The sequence below is a fragment of the Gardnerella phocaeensis genome, from assembly GCF_048545075.1.
In the GTDB taxonomy this organism is placed as follows: domain Bacteria; phylum Actinomycetota; class Actinomycetes; order Actinomycetales; family Bifidobacteriaceae; genus Bifidobacterium; species Bifidobacterium vaginale_J.
Genome location: NZ_JBKQXS010000005.1, coordinates 1 through 26506, shown reverse-complemented (window position 1 = coordinate 26506; position 26506 = coordinate 1). Strand labels below are relative to the sequence as shown.

The window sequence follows — 26506 nt, the reverse complement described above, 5'->3', positions numbered from 1 at the left end:
CTACTTTATTTAGTTTCAATTTCTTCAATTAAGTTATGTACGTCTTGCACAATAAGTTCAGATAATGATTTCGCTGAGAACGTTGCGTCTAATACGCGATAACGATCTGCAGATTCCTGCGCTAAATCTAAAAATGCTTCTCTAGTGCGACGTGCGAAATCCATTCCAGCTGATTCCATGCGATCTTGCTCGCGATGCAAACGTTTAAAAGCATCTTCCGGTTGCATATCTAGCAAATAAGTGCGATTAGGCCACAGAGAATCCGTTGCCCACTCACTTAAAGTTCGCACATCATCCATAGTCAATTCGCGACCGCCTGCTTGGTAAGCAAGCGAAGAATCAATATAACGATCCGTTATTACTACTGCACCACGGCTAAGTGCAGGGCGAATCACTTGCGCAACATGCTGTGCACGATCCGCAGCAAAAAGCAAAGCTTCTGTTCTGGCAGATACACTCGTGCCATGCAACAGTATTTCGCGCAAAGTTTTACCCAACTGCGTACCGCCAGGCTCGCGCGTCACTACAACTTCTCGCCCCAAAGATTGCAAATGATCCTTAAGAGCCTCAACTTGCGTAGTTTTGCCAACGCCATCAATGCCCTCGAAAGAAATAAATAAACCTTTATTTGCATAAGATTGCTCACTTCTGCAGCCGCAGTTTCCTCCGCAAGCGCAGCCACCAGAGAAATCGTCATTTTTAGATGCCATATTTTTGACTCCATATGCAAGGTCTATTTAATCTTTAGATTTCATTCCTATGCTTTTTTAGCGGTAGATTTTTTCGTAGTAGTCTTCTTTGTAGAAGTTTTCTTTGCTGTAGATTTTTTCGCAGTAGACTTCTTTTCAGAAGATTTTGCAGTGCTCTTAGTCGCGCGCTTTTTGCGTTTTACTGGACCTGCGGCACGCTTTTGCGCCAAAAGTGCAAACGCATCCTGCGGATCAATCGATTCAGGCGTATACTGCTTTGGCAAAGTGCGATTCGTTTCACCATCAGTAATATAAGCTCCGTAGAAACCATCCTTAATCACTACTGGCTTTCCAGTTTCAGGATCTGCACCAAGCTCACGAAGAGGCGGCTTAGCGGCACCGCGAGTACGCTTACCGTACTTTGGTTGCGCAAATAAAGCCTTCGCTTCTTCTAAAGTCGTACTAAAAATAGCGTCTTCACTAGAAAGAGATCGCGTATCCGGCTTAGATTCAACAGTTTCTCCAGCAGAAGTATCTACAGCAGAATATGTTTTAGTTAAATATGGGCCATAACGACCATTATTTGCTTCGATACGAGCTAGTTTCACAACGCCTTCTGCATCAACTTCTTCATACTCGCCAACCAAACGTGGCAAATTCAAAAGTTGCAACGCTTCTTGCAAAGTCAAAGTCGCTGGATCCATGGTTTTAAACAAAGAAGCCATTTTTGGACGAGCTTTAGCAGACTTAGAAGCCTTAGAAGATTTAGAATCTTCCGCATTATCCTGCTCTTCTACCAGTGCCACGTACGGACCGAAACGACCGTTGCGCACTTCTACGTTCCCACCCGTTTCTGGATCTACTCCAAGCACACGTGGCCCTTCAGCATTATTCTCAAGCAATTCTCGAGCAGCATCAACAGTTAACTCATCTGGAGCTAAAGTTTCTGGCAAAGAAGCATGACGAGGGTTGCCTTCAGCATCAAGATTCTTAATGTCTTCCAAGTAAGGACCATAGCGTCCAATACGCACATGCAAACCATCGCCAATGTCTATGGTATTTATTTCACGCGCATCAATTTCACCAAGCTCTGCAACCTGCTGTTGCAAACCAATATGAGCTTCATCAGCTGAATTAGCAGCACCCTCACCAGAACCGAAATAGAATCTAGTTAACCAATCGCGACCGGTTTCTTCACCGTGCGCAATTCTGTCCAAACCATTTTCCATATCAGCAGTAAACGCGTAATCAACATACTTCGGGAAATTCGCTTCCAAAAGCTTAATTACAGCAAAAGCAAGCCAAGAAGGAATTAATGCACGTCCACGCTCATACACGTATCCGCGATCAATAATTGTGGAAATAATCGTTGCGTAAGTAGAAGGGCGGCCGATTTCCTTAGCTTCCAGCGTTTTAACTAAAGAAGCTTCGGTATATCTTGCAGGAGGCTGAGTTTCGTGAGAATCCGCACTAATACTTTTAGCTTCAAGAACATCCCCAGCTTGCATTTGAGGAAGCGCCTTATCGCTTTCACCTTCAGTTGCATGCGCATTGCCAAAAACCTTCATAAAACCAGCAAAAGTAATTACTGTTCCAGAAGCTTGGAACAAAGCTTCTCCATATTCTCCAGCAGAAGCATTTAACTTAACAGTTGCAGTAAAACCTGTAGCATCAGCCATTTGTGACGCAAGGGTTCGTTGCCAAATAAGCGTATACAATTTCAGCTGATCCGCAGGTAATTTATCCGCAAGCTCATCCGGGCTTAAGAAACGCGCTCCAGCAGGGCGAATACATTCGTGAGCTTCCTGCGCTCCTGCAGACGTAGTTGCGTACTGCTTAGGAGATTGCGAAACATACTCGTCGCCAAACGCTGCACGAGCGGCACTACGCGCAGCTTCGATAGCTTCTTTGGAAAGCGTTACGGAATCCGTACGCATGTAAGTGATATAGCCGTTTTCGTATAAAGATTGCGCAGCTCGCATAGTTTGGCGAGAGCTCATTGAAAGTCGGTTTCCAGCAGTTTGCTGCAAAGTTGATGTAGTAAAAGGCGGCAAAGGACGGCGACGATACGGCTTCGTTTCCATAGAGTCAACTACAAAATCTGAATTTTCAAGAGCTTTAGAAAGCTTAGATGCAAAATCAGCATCAACATGCAAAGCTTTTTGTGATTCATCTTTTGTAGAAACCAACTCACCTTTTGAATTGAAATCTTTAGAACCAGCCAGACGACGACCAGAAAGCTCGCTCATGCGCGCTTCAAAATCAACACTTTCACCATCTGAGCCTTTAGAACTTAAAACCGCGCTAATATCCCAGTAAGACGCCTTAGTAAACGCCATACGCTCGCGTTCGCGCTCAACAATAAGCCTAGTAGCAACAGACTGCACGCGTCCAGCAGAAAGACCAGGACCAACTTTCCTCCACAAAACAGGAGAAAGCTCATATCCATACAAACGGTCTAACACACGACGAGTTTCTTGCGCGTCAACCATATTGTCGTCAACATTTCGAGTATTACTAAGCGAGGCTTGAATTGCATCCTTAGTAATCTCATGAAACACCATACGCTTTACTGGCACAGTTGGCTTCAACGCTTCTACCAAATGCCACGCAATAGCTTCACCTTCGCGATCCTCATCAGTTGCCAGATATAATTCGTCAGCTTTTGCGAGCGCAGACTTTAAATCGGAAACAGTTTTCTTTTTATCTGAGCCAACTACGTAATATGGCGCAAAACCATGATCGACATCTACACCAAACTTGCCAAACGCCGCTTTGCGTGAGGCTGGAACTTGGCTTGGCTGAGCGAGATCGCGAATATGCCCAACCGAAGCCATGACGGTGTAACCATTGCCTAAATACCCGCCAATTTTTCGCGCTTTCGTGGGAGACTCCACAATGACTAGCTTATTCTGTGCTGCCATATTCGCTCCTTTCCTAACACAATCGAACATATAATCCGAACTATATGTTTCACGCTAACTGTATCGCAACTTAAGTTATACGTCTATTACATTCCACCTCGGTGGATAAAAGCAGATAGAGTAGACAATATTACTTAGAAGCAGATGGAGGCGTCGGCGGAGCGCCTACTAATCCAAGCCTACTCAACGGCGAAGCTGTAGAGTGACGCATTACCATAATTACGCCAAAAACAAGCAAAGACACACCTATAATCAGCCAATAAGTTGCTACATAAGATGTGCTTGCAGCCCATTGAGCAAAAATATCAACACCAGGAAGAATTTGCCATATTAAATAAATTGCATACAAACACGCCAACACGCCAATCGTAATCATAGAGCTTCCTACAATTTGAACGCTAATTGAGGAACGTCTATAAGCTGGCATATCCATTCCACTACTGCGAGTGCATGCGAGCATAATAAGCGTTACAGCACCAACGATAAGCAATGAAATAAGAACGTCAGAAACTCTATGCCAATGTGCTGCAACCAAAGAAAGTTCCACAAGAACGCTTATAAAAGCTGCAGCTACTGACGCCCATGCGCGCCAAACACGCGAAACTGCACAAATAAGCAACGCACATGATGCAGTAATAAGTAATGTATGACCTGAAGGTGCTGAATTTGCAGCCAAATATTCAATACTTATAAGCATTGGGCGAGGAAGAATTTTTTTCAATGGTTCAGCAGCAGCCGAAAGAATAATAATTCCAGCGCATTGACCAAGAAGCCACCAACGCTTACGAATACAAACTACTATGAGTGAAACAAGAGCAATTATTATGCCAGCAACTATAACAACCATAGAAACGCTTATAGGTCGCAAGCAAAATGCAAGCCAAGATGGCATACCATGAGAACCAAATCCATCAATTACCATTTCCTCATAGCTTTGACCAAGTACTGTTTGCACACTAATAAACCATATGAACGCAGCAGAAGCCAAGAAAACAATTGCAATAGCAACACACCACAATATGGTAGATATTCGAGGACGCTTTACGAGTGGATCAAGCTGATCAATATCATCTGCATCTGATTGAGAATCTTTAGAAGATAACTGATTAGTCGAATACGACAAATCAGACGAGCCTTGCAAACTAGACAAATTAAACAAATCAGACGAGCCAGAAAGATCAGACAAATCAGACAAATCAGATTGACGTTTAGTTTGTTTCACAGACTGTTTCGCAGGCTGTTTAGAAGATTTTTCTTCATTATTTTCTGGGAATAAAGGCGATATTTTTTCGTCATTATCCTCAGACGAGATTGGAGAAAATGGCGTAATAGTATTAATCGAATCCAAAGGATGCGAATAGGCACTACCTTCATTGTTGCGATTAATATCTTGCGAAGTTTCACCTACTGACAGCGCATCATTTTTCTCATCAGAATCATCGTGCTGATTGTCAATGCTATTGGATTGAATTCCTGCAAATTCTTCACTCATACTTTAGACTTTACGACAGTATTTGCAACCGCGCTAGTTTTACATATAATAAAACCTCCGCGCACCCACCAGAGGCCACTTACCCTTGCTGCATTTCTGCCCTGGGGGGATTGGGTGACTTAGTGCCACACGGAGGCTTTATCTATATTACACGATTTTCGCTACATGTCGAGTAGTAATAAATTATGCGCGCCACACGCTCTTGCCATGTTCTTTTGCAAATTCAGTATCTTCATCGAGCTGAGACTCATTAGCTTCAACATCACCAGAAATATAGCGTTCAACTAATTGGCGAGCTTCGCTATCTTCATGCTGAACTGCAGGAGACTTCATAAAGTACGAGCTTGGCGCCAAAATCGGGCCAGAAAGCTTACGATCCAAAGCAATCTTTGCAGCACGAACAGCATCGATTACAATACCTGCGGAATTTGGAGAATCCCAAACCTCAAGCTTGTACTCCAAATTCAAAGGAACATCACCAAAAGTAGTACCTTCCAAACGTACGAAAGCAAACTTGCGATCATCCAACCAAGCTACGTAATCCGAAGGCCCAATATGAACATTATGCTCATCCATTTCATGAGGCACGATTGAAGTTACTGCACGAGTCTTAGAAATCTTTTTAGACTCAAGTCTTGAACGCTGAAGCATGTTCATAAAGTCCATGTTTCCGCCAACATTCAGCTGATACGTGCGATCCAAGCGCACACCGCGATCCTCAAAAAGTCTAGCCATAACGCGGTGAGTAATAGTTGCACCTACCTGACTTTTAATGTCATCGCCAATAATAGGAACTCCAGCATCACGGAACTTTTGCGCCCACTCAGGGTCAGAAGCAATAAAGACTGGCAAGCAGTTTACAAATGCACATCCAGCTTCCATCGCAGCAGTTGCATAAGCTTTATCGGCTTGCTCAGATCCTACTGGAAGATAAGAAACAAGCACATCCACGTGCTTATCTCGCAAAACTTGAGCAACGTCAACAGGTTCAGCTTCTGACTCATCAATCATCTCACGGTAATAATCACCGAGACCGTCATAAGTTGGACCACGCAATACTTCTACACCCAAATTTGGTACATCAGCAAAACGAATTGTGTTATTTTGTGAAGCGCCAATTGCTTCACTTAAATCATGCCCAACCTTTAGAGAATCAACATCAAACGCCGCAACAAACTCAATATCGCGCACACGATACTGACCAAATACAGCGTGCATCAACCCTGGAATTTTCTCACCGTCATCAGCGTTTTTGTAATATTCAACGCCCTGAACCAGCGACGAAGCACAATTGCCGACACCGGCAATGGCAACGCGGATGCTCATATAGACTCCTTGCCCTGCAAAAATAAGCGACATTACATTATGCCGCACCATACACATTTCATAATACTATTGCTTTAACAAATATGTACTAATATTAAATATTTTTAATCTTTTCTAAACAAAAAACATGCTGTTTTGTAGAAAAATTCAACACCGGACGCTACGGTGGAATGTATGGTTGCACGTAAAGATGGAAGACGAGCGTCTACTTCGCATGAGAAAGCTACTCGAAGCATATCGTCACAATCACAAAAAAATACGAATATGCCTTCACCTGTCCCACCACGAGGACAAGAATCATATCGTACAAATTCGTATTCTTTTGAATCAAACAAAAGCAGCCGCAATTCGAGATTCGAACGTTCTCGCGCAGCAACACGCAGAAGGCGTCGTAGAACTTGGCGAGGCAGACACCCTATTATTTTTTGGGCACTTATCGTTATTTTTGTGCCAATTTTGCTAGGCGCAATTGCTTTTGCTTATCTGTATGCAACTACAGACATACCGGCACCAGACAAAGTTGCTATGGCAGATAAGACGAAAGTGTACTATTCAGACGGCAAAACTGAATTAGGTTCTTTTGCTGAGCAAAATCGCGAAATTATCAATTGTTCAGTACTACCTAAATATGTTGGTAAAGCAATAGTTGCTTCAGAAAATCGTTCCTTCTACCACGATGGCGGAATAGATTTTAAAGGAATTGGACGCGCACTACTCCATAACGTTACAAAGCACGGGCGTTGGGGCGGCTCCACTATTACGCAACAATATGCGGAAAGATATTATCTCGGTGAAACAAAAACTTATTTTGGAAAACTAAAAGAAGCTATTTTAGCTTTGAAAATTGCACAAACTCAAGATAAAGATACAGTACTTTGCAATTATATGAATACTATTTACTTGGGTAGAGGAGCATACGGAATTCAAGCTGCAGCTAAAGCATATTTCGGTATAGAAGCAAAAGATTTGTCACTTTCACAAGCTGCACTTTTAGCAGGTATTATTCCAGCACCAAGTAGCTGGGATCCTGCAATTGGTCCAAAAGAAGCAGGCATTCGTTTTAAGCGCGTGTTACGCATTATGAAAGAAGATGGCTACATTACAGCTTCTCAAGCAGCGCAAGCAAAAATGCCTAAAACTATTACTCAGACGACTCAAAACATTTACGCAGGTCAACAAGGTTACTTATTGCATATGGTTCGCGATGAGTTAACTAGGAATGGTGCTTTTACGCAGGAAGATCTTGACAGCGGCGGATATCGCATTATTACTACTATCGATAAAGCTAAGCAAGATTTAATGTTCAAAGTTGCAAGTCCTTCTCAAGATGGACGAGGAATTGTGCCAGAAGGACTGCAAGTTGGCGGAATTTCAATAAACGCAAAAGATGGTTCAATCATTTCCGTTTACGCAGGAGACGATTATCTAAAGAAACAGCTTAATAACGCTACACAAGCGCTTTACGAGCCAGGCTCTACTATGAAGCCTTTTGCGCTTATGGGAGCAATTCAGGCTGGCACTAGCTTGGATACAATGTTCAATGGCAATTCTCCACGCAAGTTTGATGGTATTGATAAGCCTGTTGGAAACTTTGCAAACATGAGCTACGGCACAATTAACTTATATAGCGCAACTGCAAATTCTGTGAACACAGTATATATGGATTTGCAAAGTAAACTTGGTGCTAAGAAAATTGCTAATACTGCAGTTATGGCAGGTTTAAACCCTGACCGCGTCAATGGTAATAATCCGTTTACTGTTCTTGGAAATGATTCTGTACATGTAAGCGAAATCGCGCGCGCATATGCAACATTTGCAAACCAAGGAAGACGCCCAGATCTGCATATTGTTGCCAGCGTAAAAAATCCTGACGGTAAAGAGTTCTACCGCGCACCAACGGCTGGAAAGCAAGTATTCTCACCAGCTGATGCCGCTTTAGCTACAAAAGCAATGATTGGCGTAGTGCAACATGGTACAGCAACCGAAGCTCGCTCTGTAGGTAGAGAAATTGCAGGAAAGACTGGAACAGCAAACGACGAAACTGCTGGTAGCTTTGTAGGATTTACGCCAAATATTGTTACCGCATTTGCTATATGGAATCCAGATGCAAAAGGTAGTCCACAAGTAATTAAACCGTTCCACGGATATCTTGGAGGAAGCGACTACCCTGTGCACTTGTTTACAAGATACATGCGTCAAGCGGTGATAGGAACACCGAATACTAAATTCCCTGAAGCAAAAGACACAGGCAAAATTGGCGGGCCTGATGGAAAATGGGGATTAGGCGAACAACGCGCAATCACGCACGCAAAAACCGAGGATGAAGATAAAGATAAAAACAAGGATAAGGACAAAGACAAAGACAAAGATAAAACTTTAGACCTTGATAGCCAGCTGTATGGTCATGACGATTCATCATCGGGCGGCGTTGGCAGCTACGACAATAATTCTGGCGGTCATAGTTACGACAATAACTATGACACAACTGGAGGAAACTAGTAAATTAACTGTAGCTATTTATAAACAAAACTGTAGCTAATTTACAAACAGATATGTGAATAGCTAGCTAAGTAAATAGCTAAATAGTTTGTTAATTAGTTTTGATAGCTTATTAATTAGTTTCGGCTCAAAACAATGTTCTCAAGCATTTTAGCAGTAATATTTTCATAACCGTTAAGTTCTGCATGATGCTTGCTTTCAGATATGTTTGCGCGCGAAAAACCTGTTTGCGCAATTACAGTTGCTCCGGAATTAATTGCAGCAGTAAGACCAGATAGAGAATCTTCTATGGCAATGCAATTAGCCATCTGCTTTGCAACTTCCTCATCCGTGCCCTCAATGCCAACCATTTTCCCTGCAGCAAGATAAGGCTCAGCACTAGGCTTCGGCTTAAATCCATCATCTCCACACACGTACCCAGCGAAAGCACCTTCTGGAGCATGATTCACAATATTTTCAACCAAACAACGCGGCGAATTGCTAACCAAAATTGAAGGAATGCCAGCATCCGTAAGACTTTTAAGCACGTCTAAAACTCCTGGGACCCAAGGCACGGATTCAGCTTCACGAGCAGCAACGTAATCAACCATGCCTTTGCCAATTTCTTCTACTGTAAGTTTTGTGCCACTTGGAATCATCTTATTGGCAACAGTGTCAAGAGATCCGCCAGAGCATTCCCAAGCTAAATCTTCATCCCAATATCCACCGTATTTTTTTACTAAATAAAATTCCGACTCATGCCAATACGGCTCTGAATCTATAAGAGTGCCATCCATATCCCAAAAAACTGCACGCAACACATGTTTTTCTTCACTAGAGTTAAGAGTATTTGCACACACATTCGTCGTCTGTTCAGCCATTCACAATCCTTCATATTGCATATATTTGCTTTAGCTTTTATAGTGCATATTTTTTCGCACTAATTCTGCATTACTTTTCGCACTATTAATTCTTCTCGCTAATTCTCGCTAACTAATTCTTCTCGCTAGTTCTCACTAATTTCTAAAAGCACAATAAGTAGCCATGCCTACGTTACTATATGCTCCACGCTCTCCACAACACCACAGATTTTTCATCTGAAGACTTTCGATTTTTATAATTGCTGTTATAGCTTTCCGAAGAATACGACGAAGGTAACGCTCGTCTCTCTGTAAGAATATCCCGCCTCCAGCGACGCGCATTGCGAGAACGCTGCATTTCCACAATGTCACCATCTGCATTTGCAGCAAAAATGTTACGCTCTGAAGACTCTGCAGAATCTAGCAAATGCCTCACTTGCCTTTTAAGCTGTCGATTTTCTTCTTGCAAATCAAGTATTTGCATGATGCCAGCAAGATTAATGCCTTCATTTTGGCTTAAATGCTGAGTTTGCACAATCCTGTCTATATCTCGCAAAGAATAGCGGCGAGCGCCACCTTCAGTTCTATGCGGCATTATTAAATGAAGCCGATCATACTGTCGTAAAGTTTGCGGATGCGTATTGGTTAGGCGTGCCACATGGCTTACGGTAAATATTGGCAAATCAAGAACAAATCCTACTTCATCTGCCCCGTCAAGCGTTGCAGTACCACGCACTAAAGCAACTGCACACATTTCATACAGTGCTTTAGTTTCACGCGTTATTGGTGTCATAGCACGCCTTCCTTTGCCCTTTTAGTATGTTTAAAGCACTGTTACAAGCAATTCAACAGTGTTTAACCTACTAAATTATTGTTAACTTAGTTTTGTCTTAATTTTTTAATTTCTTCAGCATAAGTTTCGCCAGCAGTTTTATCAAATTCTTTTGCAACGCGTCTGAGAGACATGCTCGAACGCTTTGGCAAACGAATCTGCACAACACCAACAAAATTGCCATTCTTTCCAGGCACTCCAGCACCTTCTATACAAACTTCATCACCGCTTGAAACACAAGCTGGAACTTTGAAAGTAACAGGATTGCCGTCTACGTCGTTTATGCTAACTTTTGCACCATGCACTGCTTCACTTAACGTTAGCGGCAATGTAGAAATCAAATCGTCGCCTCGCAAAGTAAATTTATCTGATGCTTCTACTTGAACATGCAAGTACAAGTCACCTGCAGCACCACCGAACTTGCCTGGCTTGCCTTTTCCTTTCAAACGAATTTTCTGTCCGGTTTTTACACCAGCTGGAATATGCGTTTTAAAAGTTTCACCAGCCGCACGCAACGATACTGTAGCGCCTTTAAAAGCTTGCTTAAATGTGAGCTTTATATCGGTTGTTATATCTTCGCCAACTTCAGGCACGTCAGCTTCCTGCGATTGAGAATACCCACCACCAAAGCCACTCGTACCTTGGAATCCTGCTGAATCTTGAGAGCGCTGACCTCCACCAAACATGGAGAAAATGTCGCTCATATTTGGTACAGCACCGTTGGATGTAAAGCGAATGCGCGAACCGTTTCCGCCCATACCACCCATGCCAGAGCCGCCGTTGAACATGGAGAAAATGTCCGAGAAGCTCGACGCATCGAAACCGCCAGCACCACCTGCTCCTCCAGCGAAACGAGCACCACCAGCACCAAATTGACGGATAGCATCGTAACGTTGGCGAGTTTGACTATCTTTTAATACGTCATAAGCTTCAGAAACATCCTTAAATTTTTCTTCAGCTTCTTTTGTTTTGTTTAAATCAGGGTGATATTTACGAGCAAGTTTGCGATACGCTTTGGTAATCGTTGCCTCATCTGCGTCTTTGGAGACACCGAGAACCTTATAAAAATCCTTAGCTAACCATTCATTTTCAGCCATTTGTGCCTCCTTTCTTCACAAGCACATTGGCTATTTCGCTTTTGACCAAATATAGGCTATAGATTTATTTAGATTGTTTGTGGTGCGAGTTTTGAGGGATTTCTTTATTTGCGATTTTATTTTACGCAAATGTGAGTGATAGGAATTACTTGTCTCGCAGCGCTCCGCTCTTATACCTTATTTGGACTTAGCGGTTGCGTAGTTGAGTTTAGTTTTTTACTTACTTTTCTGCAAAAATAGTATTCGTCAACAAGATTATTACTATCGTTCCGCTTTTATATTGCTCGACCAAGCAATTCCTATCACTCACACGTTAATTCCAATCACAGTTGTTTTTGCTGTGGTAGAAAGAGTGCCTGGAGTGGCACATGCAGTAGCACTAATACTAGTGTTCGCTAATCAACAGGAATCAGCGTCTGCAGAGCACAACCGCAAAACTTCATAAACGTGCAAGCATCCAATCAGTGCAAAAATCTCAAATCTCTACCACACTTGATAGCAAGCAGAGAATAAATCATTGCTGCGGTGAAGAAACGACCACACGAGCGGCGCGAATAACGCGATCTCCTATTCGATATCCTGCTTCAACTACAGCATCAACAGTTTCTTTTGTAGCGTCTGGATCTGGTCTGTGCAAAATTGCATCATGCTTGGTTGGGTCAAAATCTTCGCCCTTCTCACCAAACTTTTCCACACCAAACTTTTCAAAAGCCTTATCTATCTTAGTTGCAACAGCCTTGAACGAATCATCCATTTCGCTATGCTCGCGAATGCGGTCAATATCATCCAATGCTGGAAGCAATGCTGTCAGCACGTCAATAATTCCATGCTGTCTGAAACGATCCTGCTCTTTGGCAGAACGATTTCTGAAGTTTATAAACTCAGCACGCTCTCGCTGTAACGCTTCCAAGTACTCTGCAGCTTCTTTCTTAGCTTTACCTAAGGGAGTTAAACTGCCGCTATCTGCGTCTTGGCTGTCTTTCAATTCTGAAGATTCAGTGGAATTCGCTGTATCCTCAGAATTTGCGGAATCCGCAGAAACGTTAGCATCAGCTTTCGCGTCAGCTTTCGTTTCTGCAGGATTTGCATCTTCAGTAGCTTTCGATGAAGATTGCGCAGACGATTTCACAGAATCACCTGTAGCTTTTACATCCAGCGAGTCAGCATCTTCCATATCTTGCAAATATTCGTTGGCGTTAAAGTCGGACATTACTTGTTGTCCTTATCGTCCTTGTCGTCGTCCACCACTTCGGCGTCAACTACATCATCATCCTTAGCTGCAGAACCAGCCTGAGCACCAGCAGCAGACTGAGCGCCAGCTTCGGCACCAGCAGCACCCTGAGCACCAGCAGCACCCTGCTGAGCGTAAAGCTGCTGACCAATCTTCTGAGCAGAAGTCATCAACTCGCTCTGAGCAGACTTAATCTTCTCAACGTCGTCACCCTTCAAAGCTTCCTTCAAAGCATTAACCTTGTCGGTAACTTCCTTAGAGATTTCGTCGGAAAGCTTGTCTTTATTGTCGTTCACGAGCTTTTCAGTCTGGTAAGCAAAGGCTTCTGCTTGGTTGCGAACTTCAGCTTCTTCCTTACGCTTCTTATCTTCAGCTTCGTGAGCTTCAGCTTCCTTCACCATGCGGTCAATTTCGTCCTTTGGCAAACCAGAACCACCGGTAATAGTCATGGACTGTTCCTTACCAGTGCCCTTATCCTTAGCGGAAACGTGCACAATGCCGTTAGCATCAATATCGAAAGTGACTTCAATCTGAGGAACGCCACGAGGAGCTGGAGCAATACCAGTCAATTCAAAAGTGCCAAGAGGCTTGTTATCGCGAGCAAACTCACGTTCGCCCTGGTAAACCTGAATCAACACAGATGGCTGATTGTCTTCAGCAGTAGAGAAGACTTCCGAGCGCTTCGTTGGAATTGCAGTGTTGCGATCGATAAGCTTTGTCATAATTCCACCCTTGGTTTCAATACCCAAGGAAAGTGGAGTTACATCGATAAGCAGAACGTCTTTGCGATCTCCCTTAATAACGCCCGACTGCACGGCTGCACCAACGGCCACGACTTCATCTGGGTTCACGGACTGGTTAGCTTCCTTACCGCCTGTAAGTTCCTTTACCAAATCCTTCACAGCTGGCATACGAGTAGAACCACCAACGAGAACCACGTGATCGATCTGGCTTACGGAAATACCAGCGTCAGAAAGCACGTTGTTAAATGGTGTACGGCAGCGGCCAAGCAAGTCAGAAGTCATTTCCTCAAAGTGAGCACGAGTCAAAGTCTCATCCAAATGCACTGGAGTGCCATCAGGAGTCATTGCCAAGTACTGCATAGAAATTGAGGTGGAAGTAGAAGAGCTAAGCTCCTTCTTTGCCTGCTCAGCAGCTTCCTTCAAGCGCTGCAAAGCAATCTTATCCTTGCTCAAATCAACGCCGTACTTGTTCTTAACTTCGCCAACAAGCCAGTCGATAATCTTCTGATCCCAATCGTCGCCACCCAAGTGGTTATCGCCGTTAGTTGCTTGCACCTGAATTGTGGAGAATCCGTCGTCATCCTTACCAATTTCAAGCAAGGACACATCGAAAGTACCGCCACCCAAGTCGAATACCAAAATGCGCTCGTCTTCCTTGCCTTTTTCGAGGCCGTAAGCCAAAGCTGCAGCAGTTGGCTCGTTAATAATACGAAGCACGTTCAAGCCTGCAATCTTGCCAGCATCCTTAGTTGCCTGACGCTGAGCATCGTTGAAGTAAGCTGGGCATGTAATAACAGCATCGGTTACCGGCTCGCCCAAGTAAGCTTCAGCGTCGCGCTTCAACTTCATCAAAACCTGTGCAGAAATCTCTTGTGGAGTCCACTTCTTGCCGTCGATGTCAACAGTCCAATCAGTGCCCATGTGGCGCTTTACGGAGCTAATCGTGCGATCAACGTTTGTTACAGCCTGGCGCTTAGCAACTTCACCAACCAAGATTTCGCCGGACTTGCTGAATGCCACAACAGATGGTGTTGTGCGAGCACCTTCAGCGTTTACAATAACGGTTGGGCTACCGCCTTCAAGAGTAGCGATGCAAGAGTTGGTTGTTCCCAAATCAATACCTACTGCGCGTCCCATAATTTCTCCTTAACTAGGTATTGCACATTTTGTGCAATTACGCTTTCCTTCAAGTTTTGTAGTTACGTGAGCTGAGCTTTATTTAGATTCCTTGTTGGAAACTAGCAAAGCATCAGCTTTTTTTACTTTCCAAAACTTGAGCCTACTACACTCAACTTGTAAAAGTCAACTTTTATTCCCAAAAATTACAAAAAACTTTATACAACCAGACTCAAGTTTTAAATAAAAGCATAACTTAAGGAGAAATTACGCAAGCTTCACGCGCTGAACTTAAAGCGGCGCAAAGAATTATCTAATGCGTTGTAGCGCGCTAAAACGCCAATAAGCGGCGTGCCAATACCGGTTATAAGTTTGATTGCTTCAGTTGCCATCATTGCGCCAACAATAGCCGCAGTCGCACCCAATACTGCCGATTTTGGCACTTTTTCTTTAGGAGACGGGCAAGTATATAAGTCACGCAAACCAGGCCCTTTTCCTGGAACGAAAACGCTTACTTGACCCTCATAATAAAGCACCGAGCCGTAAACTTCCGGCGTACCAGCGCTCCAAGCAGCATCCGCAATCAAAAAGCGAGTAGCAAAATTATCACAACCGTCAATTATTAAGTCGTGATTTTCTACAAGCTGCTTTGCGTTGTCTTCATTAAATCTATCTACAAGGTTGATTTTTAAACCTGGAGATAACGCTTGCAAACGTTTAGCTGCAAGTTGCGCTTTAGATTTGCCACACTGATCGACAGTATATAAAGTCTGCCTTTGCAAATTAGAAAGCTCAACAACATCGTCGTCACAAATCGTGATTTCGCCAACTCCTGCTGCAGCAAGCGAAAGCAAGCACGGCGAACCAAGTCCACCTGCGCCAACCATGCAGATTTTCGCATCGCGAAGTAACTGCTGATGTTCATTAGTAAAGCCCGGCAGGAGCAAGTGGCGGCTAGTTCGTTCCGCCTCAAGCTCCTGCAGGTTGTCGTAAATTTTATTAATCGTCATGTTGAATAATATGCCGAAAAATTACAGTACAAAATTTACAGTACAGAATCAGCCCAAGCGCGACCTTCAACAGGCGAAGAAGCGAGCGCATGTTCACGCTTAGGAATACGACCAGCATCGTGAGCAAGCTTTCCAGCAGTTACAGCAGCAGCCATTGCGCGACCCATCGTTACAGGATCTGGGCAGCGAGTTACAGCGCTTGCAAGAAGCACGCCAGAGCAGCCGATTTCAAAAGCTTTAACAACGTCGGAAGCAGTGCCAACGCCAGCATCCAAAATCACAGGAACGCCAGCTTCCTTGCATTCTTGAACAATCAGCTCAATATTTCGAGGATTCAAAATGCCAAGACCAGTTCCAATTGGAGCGCCACCAGGCATAACAGCCTTCACACCAAGCGAAACCAAGCGACGAGCCACAATCGGGTCGTCATTCGTGTAGCAAAGAACGCTAAAGCCTTCTTCAATAAGCTTTTCTGCAGCAAGCAAAACTTCGCGAGTATCTGGAAGCAAAGTATCATCGTCTGCAATCACTTCGAGCTTAATCCAATCAGTTCCAAGAGATTCGCGAGCCATTTTTGCTGTAAGCACGGCGTCATGCGCAGTTTTGCAGCCTGCAGTATTTGGCAAAACGTTAATATTGTGGCGCTGCAACATGCCGTAAATATCCACGCCTGTTTTTGCGTGACGGCGCATAGCAACCGTTGCCACTTCCGCACCAGAAGCCACAAGTGACTTCTCCATAATGTCAATGCTTGTCATGCCACCAGTGCCAAGCAAAAGCCTTGAATGCAAAGTCTTACCGCAAAGCTGCCAAGTATCGGCACTTTCTTCTGTATTATTTTCTGTCATTTTAAGCCTTTTATTTAAATTTTTTTTGAAACTATACTCAAATTATTTGAAATCAGCCGCCTTGAACTGCACTAAGAATCTCGATTTGATTCCCATCACATATGACGGCTGATTCCCATTGCGTGCGAGAAAGCACATCGTCGCCAATTGCGACCGCTATGCCGGGTCCTGCATCCGATCCATAACGTTGCGCAATAAGCTGAGCAACAGTCAATCCGTCTTGCACTTCAACAGTTTCACCATTGACTACGATTTGCATAATCTAACCTTTACTAACTAAAAGCTGAATTACTAAAAGTACTTTCTGCATCACATTTACGTCTATATTTGAACGCTTCACACAATTCACAGCGGAATCTAGCGAATTCACTGGAATTAGCAATTAGAAGCGAGCAGGATTGCAGCTCTCCAAGAAGCCCTTTTCCTTCTCAGTCAACTCTTGCTCAAGCACAAGCTTTGTAGTCAAAGAAGAACCCAAAGCGGTGAGCAAAATGCCGTGACGGAAGTAGCCAGTAGAAATCGTGGTATGCGTCTTAGGATCAATACCAATGAATGGCAAATCGTCTGGAGTTCCTGGACGACCGCCAGCGGTAACCTCAGTAATCGAGCATTCCTGAATGCCAGGAAGCACACTTGCGGCATCGCGAAGCAAGTCAAGCACGCCACCGACCTTTGGAATATCGCGGTCGTCTTCGCGAGAAGTAGCGCCAAGCACGAGCTCGCCTGTTTCCTTAGCGCGAGGCACCAAATAAACTGGGCGGTCATGCACAAATCCACGAACCACAGAGCTCAAAATTGGGCGCAAAGGCTCTGGAATAGTCATACGAATCATATCGCCCCACACAGCGCGAAGCTTAAGCTGAGGAAGCATATCCTTAGCACCCAAGCCAGATGCCAAAACTGTGTCTGGACCCAAATCGTCTGGAGTGCTTGCGCGACGCTCAATAACAACACCACGCTTTTCAAGTGCATCAATCATTGCTGCAGTAAACTGACGAGGGTTGATTTGATGGTCGTCAGGCACGCTTACAGCGCCAGCAATAGTTGGCGAAAGAGCAGGTTCAATTTCACGAAGCTTACTCACAGAAATATGCTCAGCTCTACGGCCGTAACGGTGCTGCAAGTTTAGCAACTCGTTTACGTGCTCGTTATCTGCAGCGTCGCCGCCAATTACGTAAGAGCCGCACTCTAAGTAGCCGGTTGGCTTATCGGTGTACTTTGCAACCGAATCAACCAATTCCTTATACATGGTTGCGGACTCAAACATAAGCGGATACAACGCTTCTTGCTGATATTGCATTTCTGCGGTAGGAGCTAACATGCCGGCAGCATGGTGAGAAGCGCCCGAGACTGGATCTGGATCAATTATGCTAACTTTTACGCCAGCTTCCGTAAGTCTCCACGCTGTTGCTAAACCAATAATACCTGCACCAATAATACGAATATTTCGCATAATACTCCTTCCCTACGGCGGCATTACCCGCATCAGGTTTACGGTCGGCTTTCGCCCTCTCAGCCTGTATAGAACAAGCTCCCGCGATGTAACCTTGACTTTCAAGAATTACAAATGCAGAACGTTTCAATATTGCTAACTTAGCAATACCCAAATGCTGCAGGTAGATGTAACAAAATTATGTGAATTTCATCACACTACCGTGTAGAATTCTAGCACTTCTGGCAAAAATTTGTTAACTGAACCGGTATGTCAAATCGCAAAACTAAGCATTTTTGTTACTAGCGCAGATTGCGTTCTGCGTCAGTAACGAATAATGTCGTTTTTTCGTTACTAGTGCAGTCAGCGCTCGCGCGGATTACGCTCGCGCGCGAAACTCGCGTTGGAAGTCCACTGGACTTCCAACTTAAGCGAGTTTCCGCTCCGAGTTGCCTTCGCGTGCTACGCTCTATGCGCTCAGGCAGGTCGTCGCGCTGCGCGAGTAACTTACCTCACGTTTGGAGGGTTTAGTTTAGTGCAGCAGCGAAAAAAAAAATCCCTCGCGGATTATCGTAGGATAACCTGCGAGGGATTACTTAGTTATGAGCGAACTTACTCGTTGGAATGCTTGCGGCGGCGAGACGCCACGCCTGCAACACCAAAGCCAGCAAAGATTGCAGCAATACTTGCGAACAATCCGGTTTCAGCACCCGTCTTAGCAAGACCACTAGCACTACCGGAAGCGCCAGAAGCATTACGCCATGCAGCCTTAGCAGCCTGAAGCTTCCTCAAAGCCTCATCAACCTGAGCCTGAGTAGCATTCTTATCAGCAAGCACACGCTTAGCTTCAGCCAAAGCACTCACGTAAGCTTTAGCAGCAGCCGTGTTCGACTTAGACACAGCAGAAGAATCCGCTTCAGAATTATTAACTTCGACTTGCAAAGCAGACTTATCAACCGAAGCACTCTGAGAATCACTAGTATCAAAACCATCCCCAGCATCAGCATCGGTGTCATAGCCGCTACCGCTACCAACACCACTGCCAGCGCCAAACGGGTGATTAAGCTTATACTTAGCAGCCTGAAGCTTCCTCAAAGCCTCATCAACCTGAGCCTGAGTTGCATTAGGATCGTTAAGCACGCTGTCAGCTTCAGCCAAAGCCTTCTTATAAGCCTCAATATCGTCGCGTTTGCCAATAATGAAGTACAAAGACTTACGGAACTTAGCATCATCATCAGCCTCAGTCTGAAGCTTAGACTTATCAGTCTTATTAGAATCAGTAAGCTTCTTCTTAGCATCCTGAAGCTTCTTCAAAGCCTCATCAACCTGAGCCTGGGTTGCATCCTTGTCGCCAAGAACCTTGTTAGCGTCTTCGAGAGCCTTCTTGTAATCCTCGAGAGCCTTCTTAGACTCGTCATCACCATTAGCTTGAGCATTCTGATACTCAGGAGTCTTAGTGAAGTCAGAATCCTTACCAGCCTCAGTATTCAAATCAGACTTATTAGTCTTGTAGTCATCAGTAATCTTCTTCTTAGCGGCTTGCAATGCATCTAGAGCGTCGTAAAGCTCTTTCTGAGTTGGAGCCTTATCCATGCCTTCTGGAAGTTGAGTTTTTACACTGCCATCGTTGCGATTGAAGGCGCCGAGAAGCTTCTTAGCAGCTTCAAGCTTGTCGTTGTAATCCTTAAGAGCTTGCTTAGCCGCATCATCACCCTTAGCAGTCGCGTTTTTGAACGCAGGAGTGTTCTCGAACACGTCATCACGCTTGTCTTTATCTCCGTCCTTAGACTTGTCAACTTCTTGCTGAAGCTCAGTAGGACTCGTCTTGTAGTCAGCAGTAATCTTGTCCTTGATTTCCTTCAGCTTCTTAAGAGCCTCGTCAACTTTTTGCTGGGTTGGAACATCCTTAACACCAGAATTTGGCTTACCATCCTTATCGAACTTGCCAAGCAAAGTTCTAGCATTCTTCAACGCTTCATTATAAGCAGTGACGTCAGCATTATCCTTGCCGTCTTTACTCTTCTTAGAATCAGCGTTCTTGAACTCGGTAGTATTCTCAAAGTCATCTTTACCAACGGTAGTTGCACCATCAGCAGTGGACTTCGCAGACTCATCCTTCAAATCCTTAGCGCTGGTCGTAAAGGCATCATCGATAGCTTTCTTTGCATCTTGCAAAGCCTTAAGAGCATCATCAACCTGTTTCTGCGTTGGACGATCTTCTGGCTTTGCATTCGGATCTGGGTTATTCACCTGATTGATAATCTTCTTCGCTGCTTCAAACTTATCGTTATAATCTTGAAGCTTCTTGGTGGCAGAAGTATTAGCCGCTGCATCAGTACCAGTTTCGGACTGCTTCTTATACAGAGCATTCTTGTACGGAATCGACTCCTCAAATGGAGGTGTTACATCCTTGCCATGTTCATCCTTATCGCCTACTTCGTTAGAAAGCAGCTTGACATCAGTATTATAATCGCTGGTAACTTTGTCCATCGCCTTTTGCAAAGCATCAAGCGCATCATCAACTTCCTTCTGAGTCTTACCAGCTGGATTATCGATAATATCCTTAGCTTTCTTCAGAGCACCGTTTTCAGTGTTCTCATCGAGAGCGCTAACGTCAGTATTGGCTTTATTCTTCTTCTGTTGATCCGCAGTCGTAGAGGTGTCATCTTTAAGCGCCACAGCATTCTTATACTCAGGAGTCTTCTTGAAGTCGCCATTTGCATACTTCTTGGCTTCTTCAAGCTTCGAAGTATCCGTCTTGTAGTTGTCTTCAATCTGCTTCTTAGCTTTCTTCAAGGCATCAAGCGCCTCGTCAACCTGCTGCTGCGTTGGACGTTCGCTGTTCTTCTTGCCTTGATCTGCTGCAGCCTTTACAAGCTCGCGAGCTTTCTTGAGGGCTGCGTTGTAAGCAGTAACGTCTGCGTTTTCATTACCATCGCTTGTCTTAGCTTTAGCGTTCTTGAACTCTGGCGTAGCTTCAAAGTCTGTATCTGCCACGGTAGCACCGTCTGCAGTAGACTTCTTCGATTCTTTGTCAAGCTCAGTGGTATCAGTCTTATACTTCTCAATCTCAGTACGAGCATCATCGAGAGCCTTAAGCGCATCGTTGATGTCTTTTTGAGTTGGCTTTGCGTCTTGCGGCGTATTTTCATCATCATGCTTCTTCAAAAGCTCCTGAGCTTTTGTCAAAGCTTCATCATACGCCTTCTTGGCTGCGGCGGCCTTCTCATTCTTCTCCTTATCAGGAACAAGCTTGCCGCCCTCTTCCTTCATGAAGTGAGGATCAGACGCATTGCGGTATGCGTCGGAATCCTTTGTACCTTCGACAGCAGGATTTGTACCCTCTGCGTCTTTACCGTTCTTATCAACGCTGCTCTTCAGCTTATCGACAGTTGTGTTGTAATCTTTAAGAGCATTACGAGCCTCGTCGAGTTTCTTCTTTGCAGAATCAACATCAGCCTGAGTTGCAGAAGGATTCAACATCACCTTCTTAGCTGCATCAAGAGCATTGTCGTAAGCAGTCTTTGCAGCAGATGCTTCACTGTTCTTATTAGTATCAGCAGTCGTACCATCTTCGCCCTTATAGTCAGGATCTTTCGTATTCTTATACGCAGGCGTCTGCTTGGTATTGTCGTCCTCGTTAATCGACTTAATCAAGTCGTCGGTATTAGTCTTAAACTTATCCAAGCCTTTTACAGCAGCATTAAGATCTGCAAGTAGCTTTGGCACATCCCTATTCAAAGGCTGACCCTTAGCGTGGGACTGGATGCCGTCAAGGTAGCTCGCACTATTTGTGTCTACATCCTTGTCAGGCACTTTGTCAGTCGAGATTACTTGACTACCAGGCTTGCCATCGACCGTATCTTGAGGCATCTCATCATTGAAGGCTTTTTGCAAAGCATCAAGCGCATCATCGTATGCTTTCTTTGCCTTAGCTTCGTCAGAATTTGGATCAGTATTTGCAGACGCGTTTAGATACGCTGGGCTTTTAGTTATAGCCAAGCTGTGAAGCAACGCCGCAGAAATCTTACTGGTGTCAGTTGCATACTTATCGATGACTTTACGAGCATCTTCAAGCGCAGTCTTGGCAGCATCAATCTCTGTTTGCTTTGGCTTCTTGGACTCTTCAGTTTCCTTAAGCTTCTTGCTTAATTCCTTAGCCTTCTGATACGCATCGTTATACGCCTTAAAGTCCTTTGCAGCCTGAGAGTCTGCGCCATCCTTTTGAGCCTGATCAAACGCATTGAAGTACGCTGGCATAAGGTAACCACTCACATTGTTTGCAATTGCCTTCGTAAGGTCGTTATCGTCGGACTTATAATTCTCATGCAAAGCTTTTTCAGCAGCTTCAAGCTTCTTCTTAGCTTCGTCAACTTGCGCCTGTGTCGCCTTTTCGTTGTTAAGAATGGTGCGAGCATTAGCTAATGCCTGGTCATAATTCTTAATTGCTTGGTCGGCTGCTTGTTTTTCTTGATCGTTACCATTATTTTTCTTAGTAAGTGCATTCTTGTAGAAGACGCTTTGTTTACTTTGGTCAGAAGTATCAGGATTATCAAAACTTAGCTTTTCTGCAGCAGCGAGCTTGGACTTATCCGTAGCCTTAGCATCAAGATCTGCTTTAGCTTTCTTAAGATCCTCAATAGCTTTGTTTACATCCTTTTGAGAAGCGTTAGGATCCTTAGAAAGCTCGTTTGCCTTCTTAACAGCGTCGTCATACGCCTTGCGCTCTTTCTCTTCAGAGTTTTGGTAGGTTGGGTCGGCGGTCTTGAGCTTCTCTGTAGGATCAGTCTTAGTCGCATCACCCGTGTTTACCTGACCATGCTCAGCGATGGCAGCGTTAAGCTTATCCTTGTTAGTGCTGTACTTATCAAGCTCCTTACGCGCAGCATCAAGCTTAGCCTTTGCGTCGTCAACAGCCTTTTGCGTGGCGTTCTTGTCGTTGTTTACTTTCTCAGCTTCAGTGAGCGCATTATCGTAATCTTCCTTAGCTTTCTTGGCATCCTCATTCTTTTTAGTATCAGGTTTGCCATCATCGGTCTGGAATGCTTGATCAGTAACATTCTTATACTTGTCAGTAGTTACCGTACCAGGAGTTGCAGCAGTACTACCATCAGCAGCTTTACCATTAGCATTAATCGACTTCTTCAGCTCTTCCTTCTTAGTATCATCACCATCAAGAGCTTCACGCGCCTTTTTAAGGTTAATTGTTGCGTTATCAACCTCAGCCTTAAGGTCTTCACTTAAATCAGCATCAGTTTTGTTACCAACTTTTTCAAGCGTTTCTTTGGCAGCAGCAAGTGCCTTGTCGTACGCATCTTTCTTATCAGCAGACGCGTTGTAGTACTTCGACTCGGTAGGAGTCTTCTGGTCGTCAGCAAGCTTGTGCTCGCCAATCGACTTAGAAAGATTATCCTTCTTATTCTTCGTCTGCGGTACAAACACAACGTTGATACCCTTAGGAGTATTGCGCAAATTATACTTGTTCTCGCCATACACGTAGTTGTAGTAATACAAGCTATAAGGCTCAATGAACAAGCGCCCAATCATGCACTTGCCATTCTTGCCAGCAACTTCAACCGCTTTACTTTCGTCATCAAACGTATATTTATTTACGCTTGACTGCTCGTCACCCATCTTCTTGTCGGAGTTATCAACAGGCTTTGCAAAGCCACCATAACCGCCACCATTGAGCTTAACAAGGTTTAGAACACCAATTGGCTCTTTATTGTCGTCAATTGTGTAAGATCTGTGGCTACGTGTAGTCTCCCCTTTCAAACCTTCTCGCTTAACAGTAGTAATCTCAGTGCCAAGAAGATTATCTCGCAATTGTGGGTTATCAGCCTTCACATCAGACTTTACGGTAGCCTTCAATAAATCAAGTACGGCTTGCGTATTGATTTGTTCGCCTTTATCTGGATCGTAACGATAAACAAGCGTCTTGCCATTTTCTATCCAAGCAAGACCTTCATCGCTTGCGCGACCATTAATCTTGTTCTTATCAGCATCCCAGCTAAGCGTGTAATCCTTGCGCAAATCAATCAAACGCGTAAGTTGATGCTCTTTAATATTAGACTTAAACTGAGCGTATGCTTTATCGGTTCTGATAGTAACAGTAATAGTATTTTCACTCTGACCGTTTGAAATACCCTGGTTATTTTTACCAGAGTTTTGCAAATTACCTTCAATCCAACCAAGCGAAATCTGCTTCTCATAGTCTGTTCCGCTCAAACCAAGCTCTTGATTGTCTTTATTAGCTTCGTAAATAGCCTTCTTGATTTGCTTCAACTCAGCTTGCGAGTAACCCAAAGGATTAGCAACAACTACAGCCTTAACCGTTGAAGTATCAGAATCACTTGGAATTGCAACTTTATCAGTAGCAACTCTTGTAAGCACTAAGTCACTCAAAGGAATCTTTGGATCATCTTGCGGGCTCAAGCCATCGAAGTCGATTATTGCATTGCCATTGCTGTCAAACTTGACTTTGTCGGTAGATACGCCGTTAAGTTTTGCAAGCTTCTTTGCAATTTCTTCCTTAACATCTTGCGAAAGCTGAGTCGGGTCCTCCACAACCGGCTTCTCAATGCGAGTGCTATAGCGCACTACAGTAAGAGGTATTTCCGGAGACTTCATTCCCAAATCTGTTACAAGATACGTTTTGAGCTTTCGCTCGCCAAATGAGTAATCTCCACTATCATTGGTTTTATTAATTTCGGAGAACATGTCACCGTCATAAGAACCCATGTCTTTCGGAATTTTTGCGTCTACCGTATCTGGAGTGTTATTAACAGTGCTTTCATCAACACGTAAACCAACACCCGCTGACTTACTTTGAGCAACAAGCTGCTCAGCTACAGTGCTACCAGCCTTATGTTCAGTAGGAAGATTTACTGCTTTGTGAAGAACTTCTCGTACTTTATCTGCCGACAAACTCTCGTTGTACTTTAAGACGATTGATCCCGCTGTTTTTGGCGGAACAAGCGTTGCGACGCGGAAGTTATTAGATGTTTTGTCATGCTGCAAATTATCCTTATCGTAATACAAGAAGATTGAGCGATTTGCACAATAGCCTTGACCCGAAGATATGCCGCCATCACTGAATGGCTGCTTCATAATCAAGTCCACGCTACCGTCAGACTCATTCGTCTTTAACTCGTAAATTCCAGAATAGCTTTGGCGCCTGTCCTTTACATGCTCAGAATCAAATTCGATGATTTTCTCGTAAGCACTAGGATCATCAGTATTAATACTATCTTTTGAATCTGGAAGAATTACTACGCGTACAACCGGCTTATTATCCTTCTTTGGCAAATGGTACACGATTTCTTGCTTTTCAAGCTTCTCGTCAAACGTGTTGCTAGGAGTTGCCCAACCATAAATATTTGGCAGGTTTTTGGAAAAAGCTATCTCATTAGGACTGTGCTCGTCGCCAGCGCGATCTTGTCCATTAGGTACTGGACTTGCAGTAGTTTCTGAAGGAGCGCTACTAGCTGCAGAAGCGCTAGCTGCATAGGTGCTAGTTTCTACTGGAGTGCTATTAGATACAGGAGTGTTAGTTTCCGCATTAGTGTTATTAGCTACCGGAGCGCTATCTGTAGAAACCTTCTCGTCAGTCTTATTATTTTCGTCAGTCAGCTTAATCTTATTACTGTCTTCAGTATTAGCTTCAATCTTATTCTTCTGCTCATCCTTCTGCTCATTTTTAGCATCATTCTTCTGCTCAGAATCTTTATTAGTGGAACTCTGCTCCTTCTTTTCATCCTTATCATCAGGCTTAGTGCCTGACTTCTTATCTACAGCCACAGGAGCTTTTGCAGGCTCAGCCGCAGCACCAGCATCCGCAGCCATTGCAGGAGTTGCTCCAAAAGCGAATGCAGCACCAGCCAACACACCAGCAGCTCCAACCGTAAATGCCGCCACCTTGCGAGCATCCACAGCCTTCGCAATCGCATTACTTACTGCAGCATCAAGCGTTACCTTACGTGCGTGCTTTCTAGATTTTGCTACCATGTTGTCCTTCTTCCACTTAGTTATCTAATAAAAAACAAATCCACATGCCCGCCGATGGACACGCAAAATGCAAATTCTTAATAACAATCATCTAAAATTTTCATAGCTCACATTTATAAAATCCAAGCTATCTTTGTTAGGTTATTATAACAATTTAAAATTTTTTTTAAAGATGAATAACACATGTTTAAATCAAAATGCTTAGAATACCCCCCCCCCCCCCCCCCCTTTTTTTTTAGGTGTTTAAAAATAAAAAACTTCCTTTTAACAATCTCAACCTTCCCCCCGTGAAACAGAGGCGGATTCACATCATCGTCCGGCGCCTCCAACTAAAAAAAAAACACGAGTACACCCGCGCGCTTCATTTGTCACTTCACGACCTCACCATCGACATCTTGTCGAGAATCCTTCCGAGACGTCG

At 44.1% G+C, this 26506-nt stretch carries 15 protein-coding genes, 1 other RNA gene and 1 riboswitch; of the genes, 1 reads left to right on the top strand and 15 read right to left on the bottom strand.

The window, feature by feature from the left end:
• Nucleotides 1–5: 5 nt before the first annotated feature.
• The 5 genes from tmk to ACJV2T_RS05310 form a co-directional block, all read right to left on the bottom strand.
• A complete protein-coding gene (gene tmk / locus ACJV2T_RS05330; RefSeq protein ID WP_415683103.1) occupies nt 6–710 on the bottom strand; it encodes a dTMP kinase in 705 nt (234 codons plus the stop codon).
• A gap of 47 nt (nt 711–757) precedes the next feature.
• Entirely contained in the window at nt 758–3613 is a 2856-nt protein-coding gene (topA, locus tag ACJV2T_RS05325) for a type I DNA topoisomerase (protein WP_419399363.1), read from the bottom strand.
• A 130-nt stretch (nt 3614–3743) separates the two neighbouring features.
• Entirely contained in the window at nt 3744–5105 is a 1362-nt protein-coding gene (locus tag ACJV2T_RS05320) for a phosphatase PAP2 family protein (protein WP_419399362.1), read from the bottom strand.
• A 45-nt stretch (nt 5106–5150) separates the two neighbouring features.
• Nucleotides 5151–5247, bottom strand: an RNA gene (gene ffs, locus ACJV2T_RS05315) — signal recognition particle sRNA small type.
• A gap of 41 nt (nt 5248–5288) precedes the next feature.
• Nucleotides 5289–6431, bottom strand: coding sequence for an inositol-3-phosphate synthase (locus tag ACJV2T_RS05310; protein ID WP_419399361.1), 1143 nt, complete (start codon nt 6429–6431; stop codon nt 5289–5291).
• A gap of 174 nt (nt 6432–6605) precedes the next feature.
• Here ACJV2T_RS05310 and ACJV2T_RS05305 point away from each other — a divergent pair, with 174 nt between their 5' ends.
• Nucleotides 6606–8930 carry a transglycosylase domain-containing protein gene (locus ACJV2T_RS05305; RefSeq protein ID WP_419399360.1) on the top strand — a complete coding sequence of 775 codons (2325 nt, stop codon included), beginning with the start codon at nt 6606–6608 and terminating at the stop codon, nt 8928–8930.
• Between the two features lie 116 nt (nt 8931–9046).
• Here ACJV2T_RS05305 and ACJV2T_RS05300 read toward each other — a convergent pair whose 3' ends face one another.
• The 10 genes from ACJV2T_RS05300 to ACJV2T_RS05255 form a co-directional block, all read right to left on the bottom strand.
• On the bottom strand, nt 9047–9790 hold the full coding sequence (locus tag ACJV2T_RS05300; protein ID WP_391496052.1) for an HAD family hydrolase: 744 nt from the start codon (nt 9788–9790) through the stop codon (nt 9047–9049).
• 175 nt (nt 9791–9965) lie between these two features.
• Nucleotides 9966–10562 carry a heat shock protein transcriptional repressor HspR gene (locus ACJV2T_RS05295; protein ID WP_116971482.1) on the bottom strand — a complete coding sequence of 199 codons (597 nt, stop codon included), beginning with the start codon at nt 10560–10562 and terminating at the stop codon, nt 9966–9968.
• A gap of 86 nt (nt 10563–10648) precedes the next feature.
• Nucleotides 10649–11698 (bottom strand): DnaJ C-terminal domain-containing protein, encoded by a 1050-nt coding sequence (locus ACJV2T_RS05290; protein ID WP_391496053.1) that lies wholly within the window; start codon nt 11696–11698, stop codon nt 10649–10651.
• Between the two features lie 514 nt (nt 11699–12212).
• The gene (gene grpE / locus ACJV2T_RS05285) at nt 12213–12908 is read right to left on the bottom strand and encodes a nucleotide exchange factor GrpE (RefSeq protein WP_419399359.1); all 696 of its coding nucleotides are present in this window, start codon (nt 12906–12908) and stop codon (nt 12213–12215) included.
• Nucleotides 12908–14809: a molecular chaperone DnaK gene (gene dnaK, locus ACJV2T_RS05280; RefSeq protein ID WP_419399358.1), complete on the bottom strand. Its 1902-nt coding sequence runs from the start codon at nt 14807–14809 to the stop codon at nt 12908–12910. The genes grpE and dnaK overlap by 1 nt, the downstream gene beginning before the upstream one ends.
• A gap of 257 nt (nt 14810–15066) precedes the next feature.
• The gene (locus ACJV2T_RS05275) at nt 15067–15798 is read right to left on the bottom strand and encodes a HesA/MoeB/ThiF family protein (RefSeq protein ID WP_419399357.1); all 732 of its coding nucleotides are present in this window, start codon (nt 15796–15798) and stop codon (nt 15067–15069) included.
• A gap of 35 nt (nt 15799–15833) precedes the next feature.
• A complete protein-coding gene (locus tag ACJV2T_RS05270) occupies nt 15834–16646 on the bottom strand; it encodes a thiazole synthase (protein ID WP_419399356.1) in 813 nt (270 codons plus the stop codon).
• Nucleotides 16647–16698: 52 nt separating this feature from the next.
• The gene (gene thiS / locus ACJV2T_RS05265; RefSeq protein WP_415687656.1) at nt 16699–16905 is read right to left on the bottom strand and encodes a sulfur carrier protein ThiS; all 207 of its coding nucleotides are present in this window, start codon (nt 16903–16905) and stop codon (nt 16699–16701) included.
• Nucleotides 16906–17028: 123 nt separating this feature from the next.
• Nucleotides 17029–18099, bottom strand: a complete 1071-nt coding sequence (gene thiO / locus ACJV2T_RS05260) for a glycine oxidase ThiO (protein WP_103085092.1) — start codon at nt 18097–18099, stop codon at nt 17029–17031.
• Nucleotides 18091–18194, bottom strand: a riboswitch (TPP riboswitch). Its footprint overlaps the gene before it by 9 nt.
• Nucleotides 18195–18690: 496 nt before the next feature.
• On the bottom strand, nt 18691–26085 hold the full coding sequence (locus ACJV2T_RS05255; protein ID WP_419399355.1) for a peptidase: 7395 nt from the start codon (nt 26083–26085) through the stop codon (nt 18691–18693).
• Nucleotides 26086–26506 lie beyond the last annotated feature (421 nt).